Source organism: Succinimonas sp., from assembly GCF_045225735.1.
In the GTDB taxonomy this organism is placed as follows: domain Bacteria; phylum Pseudomonadota; class Gammaproteobacteria; order Enterobacterales; family Succinivibrionaceae; genus Succinimonas.
The window spans coordinates 1-8,048 of record NZ_JBGVBR010000216.1; the positions used below are offsets into that span (position 1 = coordinate 1).

Genomic DNA, 8,048 nt, shown 5'->3' on the forward strand with positions numbered 1-8,048 from the left:
CGCTCAGCAGAGCTCCGCTGCGGCGGCATCAGAAGCGCCTGATACCGCTTCTCAATTCATCATGGGCTGACAGCATCCTTTGAGATCTTCTCCGCCGGCTTTAATTTCACTGTTATTCCCGCAGGCAGATTTATGTGATAATGAACCGGGCGCGCTGCTCTGTTTTGAATTTCTCGCAGTTTCATTATGCAGAAGAGCGTTGCTGTCACTTCAAAGCCCTGGATCATAAGGCATTGCCTCCCTGAAATTTGTAAATGCATGATTTCGGAATAAACATCAGAAATGACCGCAGAAATGAAATTCCATGATTATTTTCCGGCCGATCGCATCAAAAGGCTTACAGATGCCATAAACCGCAAGGCGAAGCCTCTGGGCTCCCTGGGTCTTCTGGAGGATCTGGCCCTCCAGACAGCTCTTGCGCTGGGAGCGGAACCCGGAGACGACCTTAAGCTTACCCCCCTTCATCTTATCTTTGCCGGAGATCACGGCGTAGCGGCCGCGCACCCCGTAAGCATTACGGGAAGCAACTTCACGGTAAAAATGGTAAATAACTTCATCCGGGGCGGCGCTGCCATCAACGCCTTTCTGGACACTGCGGGGATCCCCTTTGAAATCATTGACTCCGGCATCAGCCGCCCGGAAGAGATCCTGCCGGACGGCATATCCCGGGTCAGAAACTGCTCTCTGGGCCGGGGCACCCGGGATCTCAGCGAGGAAGACGCTCTCACGGAGGAACAGCTTAAAAAGGCGGAAGAGTTCGGCAAAAGCATTGCGGACAATGCCGTTTCCCGGGGCATCAACGCGCTCCTCTTCGGCGAAATGGGCATCGGAAACACCACCCCTGCCAGCGCCATTCTGGCCAGGGTGGCCGGACTCCCTGCGGAGGAATGCGCCGGCCGGGGCACCGGCATCGGCGATCAGGCGCTGGCTCTTAAAAAAGCTCTCATCCGGAAAGCTCTGGCCCGGGTTCCGGAAAATGCCCCTCCCGAGGTAATTCTGCGGGCTCTGGGCGGCTTTGAAATCGCGGAAATGGTCTATACCATGACCCATGCCCGAAACCGGGGCATTCTCCTGGTTATCGACGGCTTTATCGTTACCGCGGCCGCCCTTTTAGCCTGCCGCATAACGCCGGAGATCCGGGGGCAAATGGTTTTTGCCACGGAAAGCGGGGAACCGGGACACCTGAGGATGCTGGAAATGCTGAAGGCCACTCCCCTGCTCCGGCTGGGCCTCAGACTGGGGGAAGGCACCGGAGCCGCCCTCTCGTATTCACTTATTAAATCCGCCGCGGCGTTTTTCAGCAGGATGGCGGAATGGGACAGCAAAAGTGGCCGGATTATTTACCGTAATTAAGAGGGAAATCAATCTCTTCTGGCTGGCTCTGGCCTTCTTTACCAGAATTCCGGTGCCGGCGGAGCTTGATTTCTCTTCCGAAAAAATGAACCATGCCTCCCGCTACTATGCCGCAGTCGGAGCCCTCATCGGCTTTCTTCTTGCGGCCTTTCTGTATCCCCTGTGGTTCTTTCTTCCGGCAAACATCGCCGCCATTATTCTTACCGGGGTTTCCCTGCTCCTTACCGGCGCCTTTCACGAGGACGGCTTTGCCGACATGTGCGACGGCTTCGGGGGCGGCTTTGATCCGGAAAAAAAGATCACTATCATGAAGGATTCCCGGCTGGGCACCTTCGGAGGTGCGGGGCTCTTTATGGAGCTTACTCTGGAATGGGCTCTTCTGGCCTATGTTCTGGAACGGGGCTGGCTTGCCGCCGCCGCCCTTCTCATCTCCCTGCACGCCCTGTCCCGGGGGAGCTCGGGAGCCCTGATCTTCATCATGCCCTATCAGGCAGCATTGGATCTCAAATCCAAGTCCAAGCCCCTGGCCACCGGCATGAGAAAAAGCGATCTTCTGATCCTTGTCATTACTGCGCTGATCCCGGGCTGGCTCCTTCTGGATCCCGTCCTCATGACTGCGCTGTGCGTTACCGGGGTCGTTATGATGCTCTGGTTCCGGAGTTTTCTGATGCGGCACATCGGAGGCTTTACCGGAGACTGCCTGGGAGCCCTGCAAATTTTGGCCCTTATCACAGGACTCGTCATTGCCGCCGGTTTCCTGAAGGGAGATCTCCCGGTGCTGTCGGCTATAATTGAGATAAGTCCGTTATCCTGAATCCTGTCCGGGAATCCTATGAGCTACATCGAAACAGAACTGATTATTTTAAGGCACTGCCGGATCGACGGCCCCACGGCTTTTTACGGATCCGGCACCGACGCCGGCTGCCTCCGGGAGGAGCTGGCAAACATGGTCAAAATCTCCGGAGAAAGCTTTCAGGAAATTTATGTCTCCCCCATGAAGCGCTGCCGGGAAACCCTGGAGGCGGCCGGGATCTCCCTTGGGGATCCTCAGGTCACCGCAGCTCCGGAGATCCGGGAAATCAGCTTCGGATCCATTGACGGCAAGGCCTTTCAGGACTTTACTCCGGAGGAAAAACAGATCCTGGAGCAGCTGAACCGGGGAGAAAATGCCGCCTTTCCGGGCGGTGAGCATGCCGGAGATCTCAGAAAACGCGTCTTTGGTTTTCTGGAAAGGATTCTGGCGCGGGAGCACGAGCTCCGGGAAAACCGCCGCATTCTGGCAGTCACCCACAGCGGGGTTATCAGCACGCTGCTTCAGGGGATCCTGGAGTGTCCGGTGCTTAACATTCTGCAAAGGGCATCTCCCGCCTATGGCAAATTCACCGGGATAAAATACTTTCAGAATGCAGAGCAGGAGTTCAGCATGGAGAGAGTGTTTCCCCGAATTATGTTTCTGAATTCCAAAACCCCTGGGAACTAACGGAAACGCGGCGAAAATACACAGGGATGCAAAAGGCGCCGAAGCATTTTGTTATCGGGTTTGGCCCGTTCATTGTCGGGTTTGGCCCGTTTTCGTTATCGGGTTTGACTCGTTTTCATTATCGAATTTGGCTCGTTTTCACTATCGCAGCTAGAACCGTGCAGCCAGGAACCCGTCAAACGCAAAAGTCGTCAGACTGTATCCGGCGGCCGGTGTCTAATAAGTTCTACTGCCGCTTTCGTTTTCAGGTTTCACTCTGATTGTCCCCCGCTGTCTGAAAATATTGCCGTTTTGTTCAAAATACGGCTTTTTCAGAATTGAGCACGTCCATAAGCGCTGTTTACAATGACTATGCGGACGTGATCATTGTTTAAGTATTCTTTTGACGCTTCTGTCTTTTCTTTGCTTCCTTTTCCATTTGTTTTCTTTTTCGTGACGGTATTGATATGAAATGCGCTTTCTCCAAAATGTCCCTGGCGATTCTGCTTTCCATGGGACTTACAGCCTGCGGCGGCGGTGGCAGCAGCGGAAATAGCAGCAGCAATGCTGATGATACGGCGGCTTCTCTTCAACTGGGACTTCAGGTTATTGACGGCTATGTTGAAGGAGCAATCTGCTTCGGAGATGTAAACCGGAACGGCTCCCGGGATGCCGCTGAGGCCTGGAAAACCACAGATGCTTCAGGCAAGGCCGTTTTAGAAATTCCGGAAAGCGATCTTAAGGATTCCTCCGGGAATCTCGCTGACCATGTCCGGGTTATCTGCGAGGCTGCCAGTTCTCAGGCCACGGATCATATCTACGGCGCCAGCACCAGTCTGACTCAGAATACGGTGTTTTCCCGGGAGGTGTTTTTTGACCGGAACAATCCTGATGCCTTCTATACCATTACCCCCTTCAGCACTCTGGCAGATCTGACCGTTGCGGCCGAAGACCATGCATCCCTGACATCTGATGTGTACACGGCATCCCTGGAAAGCGTGACTGCCGCCGCCGGGGTTTCCAGAGCCGTTACCGATATTGATTACAACAGCGACATCACCAATGCTGACGGACTCCGGGCTTTGGTGGCCGGAGAGCTTCTGGCGCGAAATAACGTTCTTCCGGAAAGCGCGGCAGCTCTTGAGACCAGACTGGAAAGCGCCAGTACAGGCGCCGACAGCGTAACTGCCGAGGTTGCCAAATACAAGTCTCTGATTGATTCTGTCTATGACGGTCTGGCAAACCAGGAAAGCATTACCGGCAATGATGTCATCACAGCTTTGAACAACGCGTCTTCCGGCAGTACTGTTGACCCTGACAACCCCGGCGAAAATACTGATGACCCTGACAATCCGGGGGGCAGCACTGACAATCCTGATAACCCCGGCGGCAGCACCGATGACCCGGATAACCCGGGGGGCAATACCGATAACCCTGACAATCCCGGCGGCAGCACTGATGATCCGGTCGTTCCTCCGGGCCCCGGCGGTAACGATAATCCTTCCGGGCCGGACAATCCCCAGGGGGAGGATGAAACCGAAGAACCTTCTGATGGGACAGCTGTTACCAAGCACGATCTTTTCAGCAGCTATACCGGAGAGTATGGTGAAAACCTGGCAGATCCGGAAGCTCCGCAGTTTAATACCGTAATTTATGTAAACATCACGGAGGCCTCTGTTTCACTGGATGGCATTAATTACCAGAGGCTTAATGACGGAGATTCCTTCTTCGGCGCCACCGTTAACGGCTCGCTGGATGACAATGGGCACAGCTATGTTACCGTGGATCTTTCCGGGCTGGAGGTTCCCGGTCTTGATGAGGTGATTCCCCAGATTGTCCTTTCCGGAACAGCGGAGAATGCCACCATCGAATTTGCCGGGAAGAAGAATGCCATAATCGGCCTTACTCTTAACGGCATCGATATTTCCAGCGGCGCCTATCCGGCCATTGTGGTGAGCCCCAAGACCGCCACTGCCTATATTACCCTTAAGGGGGATAACTACCTTACCGACGGCCGGGTCTTCGGCACCGGGTACAGCTCCGCAAACGGCGTGGAATTCTATGATGACAATGCCGCCTCTGTAGATACCAGCGACGAGGATCTGGTTAAAACCGCCAAGTGGGCTCTGGGCTCCAGCGACAACGGCACCCTGACGACCAAGGGCACCCTGCGCTTCAGCGGAGACGGCCGGCTCACCGTGAGCACCGGTTATAAGCACGGCATCTATGCCAAAAACCGCATTTACGTATACGGCGGCGCCATTGGCGTTTACAACGAGGGCCGGAACGGTCTTCAGAGCAAGAACGGCTTTGATATGCACGGCGGCACGGTTTATGTGGAAGGCGTTGGCACGCACACCAACAAGCAGAGCCGCGGCATTATCGTCTCCGGCGATGAAAGCGCGGACGGAGCCGGGCTGGGCGGCATGACCTTTACCGGGGGGCAGGTGACCATCAATACCGTGGGGAAGGCCATCAGCGCCAAGTGGGACATTGAGGAGGATGCGGAAACCGCGGATACCGCAGATGACCCGCTGCCGCTCATTACCATTACCGGCGGCAATTTCGCCATCACCACCACCGGCCAGGTAATCGATTCCGATACCAGCAATTACATCACCTACTATGACGAAGACGGCGTGGAGACTTATGAAAAGAAGTCCTGCTCCCCGGAGGGCATTGAAGGTAAGTACGGCGTTGATATTTCCGGCGGCAGCTTCGTTATCAACACCACCGATGACGCTCTTAATGCCAGCAGGGACGGAGACGGCTTTATCAGCATCTCCGGCGGCCAGGTCTTCCTTAACTCCTCCGGCGCTGATGCCATTGACTCCAACGGGGATATAAACATTTCCGGAGGCACGGTGCTTTCGGTTTCGACTCTGGGAAGCGAGGACGGCTTTGACTGCGACGGCAAGCTGACCATAACCGGCGGCATTCTTGCCGGCATCAGCGGTTCCAGCCATGAGTATGCCAGCTCCGGCTCAGCCACCACCACCCAGAACACCTTTGTTATCGGTTCATCCTATCTGGGCTCCCGGAATACCTCCATAGCCGTTACCAATTCTGCGGGAACGCCGGTATTCGCGCTGACTCTGCCGGATTCGTCCTTCAGTCTGGCCACTATTTCAGCTCCGGAACTGGCTGACAGCGACACCTACAGCATTCATTCCGGTGTTACCCTGACCTCCGGCGTAAGCTTCCGCGGACTTTATACGGAGATGCCGGCCTTCAGCGGCGGATCGGTAACCGGAACCATAACCACTGACAGCAGCACTCATGTTTATACCGCTCTTTCCGGCGGCGGCATGGGGCCCGGGGGCGAGCCTCCGGGAAGCAATGGCGGCGGCACCGGCCCCGGGGGTGAGCCTCCGGGGGGCAATGGCGGCACCAACCCCGGGGGCGAACCTCCGGGAGGGAACAGTGGCGGCACAGCTCCGGGAGGCGGCAGTTCAGGGGATATTACCTATGAAGCCGCGACCATGATTACCGCTGCGGAAACCCAGAACGGACAGACCTATGCCAGCTCCGCCGCAGATGTCAGCGCTCTCATCATCTCCGGCGCGATTTCGGCTGACATCGTTAATCCCGCGGTTACCAAAACCGGAGACTCGGACGGCGGCGATGACTGCAACTTTTACGGTCTTAACGCTGCGGTACTGGTGAAGGACAGCGCTATTGCCACCATCACCGGCGGCACCATCAGCACTCAGGCCACCGGAGCCAATGCGGTATTCAGCTACGGCGGTAACGGCGGACAGAACGGCGCGGACGGCGACGGCACCACGGTGATCATTTCCGATACGGTAATCACCACCACGGGCGGCGGTTCCGGCGGCATTATGACCACCGGCGGCGGCATTACCAAGGCCGAGAACCTCACGATTACCACCAGCGGCAATTCCTCCGCTCCCATCCGCACTGATCGCGGCGGCGGGGAGGTGTATGTCTCCGGCGGCACCTATACCTCCAACGGTCTGGGATCTCCGGCCATTTACTCCACCGCCAAAGTGCGTGTCGCGGAGGCCGTTCTGGTATCCAACCTTTCCGAAGGCATCTGCATCGAAGGGGAAAACTCCGTGGAGCTGGTAAACACCTCGCTTACAGCCAGCAATACCAAGAGAAACGGGAATGCCCAGTTCCTGGACACCGTCATGATGTACCAATCCATGTCCGGCGATGCCAATAGCGGCCAGTCTGAATTCACCATGACCGGCGGCAGCATTGAGAGCAAGAGCGGTCATGTGTTTCATGTGACAAACACCAATGCCAAAATCACGCTGAACGGCGTGGAGATCACCAACTCCGATCCGGAAAACATTCTCCTCTCCGTTTCCGATGACGGCTGGAGCGGCGGCAGCAACTCCGCGGCCCTGTATGCTTCCGATCAGTATCTCAGCGGCAATATCAAAGTTGGCAGCAATTCCTCCCTGACGCTGCAGCTGGAGAGCTCCACCTTTGCGGGCGCCATTGACGGCAGCATCGTAAATGCGGCGGGAACCACGGTATCCTCCTCTGCAGGAACTGTGGCCGTTACCCTGGCGGATTCCTCCAGTGTCTGGGAGCTTACCGGAGACAGCTACGTTACGTCCTTCACCGGCAATGCCTCTCAGGTCTACGGCAACGGCTACACCCTTTATGTGAACGGCGTGGCTCTGGAGGGTACGAACTAAGGGCTTAAGCATGAGCTCATGAATTCTTAAGCTTAAGATAAGAGAAAGGGCCGGACGTTCCGGCCTTTTTTGCTTTAAGGCGGCGGATCAGTGCGTATCAGCCCCGCCGGAAAATATCCCAAAAAATACCGTCGTTAATATCGTTCCGGCAGATATTTTTCAGAATTTTTGCGGTGAGTTTTTGGGAGTCAGAAATTCATGCGCTGAAGGAACCCGGCAAACACGCATGTCACAAGGTTTTCTGATTGGCGGAGGAGCTTGTCAAAGAGATCGTCTTTTCCGGATGTAGATACAAACATCCCCGGGAAGAAATGATAACTTACAGGAAGTGGATCTGAGAATGAGGCGGATCTGAGCATAAGGCGGATCTGAGCATAAGGCGGATCTGAGAATAAGGAAGAGGCAAAGAGGTGAGAAAGGAAGAAGAATGGGAAAGCAAAGAAGGAGAAAACTGGCTGGTTCAATAATGACCGATCCGAAAAAAGGAAGGGGGCTCATCATGAACCCCCACAGCTCTCCGGAACGTCCCTGTTCCGGTTCTTTATCGGCGGCGCTTATTTCAT

At 55.6% G+C, this 8,048-nt stretch carries 4 protein-coding genes; all 4 read left to right on the plus strand.

Annotated elements, in window-relative coordinates; genetic code table 11:
* Positions 1–282 precede the first annotated feature (282 nt).
* The 4 genes from cobT (at position 283) to ACJROR_RS07490 (ending at position 7,485) form a co-directional block, all read left to right on the plus strand.
* Complete coding sequence (gene cobT, locus ACJROR_RS07475; protein ID WP_406546574.1) at positions 283–1,353, plus strand: nicotinate-nucleotide--dimethylbenzimidazole phosphoribosyltransferase; 1,071 nt, start codon at positions 283–285, stop codon at positions 1,351–1,353.
* Positions 1,328–2,167 carry an adenosylcobinamide-GDP ribazoletransferase gene (locus tag ACJROR_RS07480; RefSeq protein WP_406546575.1) on the plus strand — a complete coding sequence of 280 codons (840 nt, stop codon included), beginning with the start codon at positions 1,328–1,330 and terminating at the stop codon, positions 2,165–2,167. Before cobT ends, ACJROR_RS07480 begins: the two co-directional genes overlap by 26 nt.
* 18 nt (positions 2,168–2,185) lie before the next feature.
* The gene (locus ACJROR_RS07485; RefSeq protein ID WP_406546576.1) at positions 2,186–2,833 is read left to right on the plus strand and encodes a histidine phosphatase family protein; all 648 of its coding nucleotides are present in this window, start codon (positions 2,186–2,188) and stop codon (positions 2,831–2,833) included.
* A 446-nt stretch (positions 2,834–3,279) separates the two neighbouring features.
* Positions 3,280–7,485, plus strand: a complete 4,206-nt coding sequence (locus ACJROR_RS07490) for a carbohydrate-binding domain-containing protein (protein WP_406546577.1) — start codon at positions 3,280–3,282, stop codon at positions 7,483–7,485.
* Positions 7,486–8,048 lie beyond the last annotated feature (563 nt).

What these genes read in the sequence shown, in the direction of transcription:
- cobT (WP_406546574.1), top strand. Translation starts at nt 283, where the DNA reads ATGACCGCAGAAATGAAATTCCATGATTATTTTCCGGCCGATCGCATC.
- ACJROR_RS07485 (WP_406546576.1), top strand. Translation starts at nt 2,186, where the DNA reads ATGAGCTACATCGAAACAGAACTGATTATTTTAAGGCACTGCCGGATC.
- ACJROR_RS07490 (WP_406546577.1), top strand. Translation starts at nt 3,280, where the DNA reads ATGAAATGCGCTTTCTCCAAAATGTCCCTGGCGATTCTGCTTTCCATG.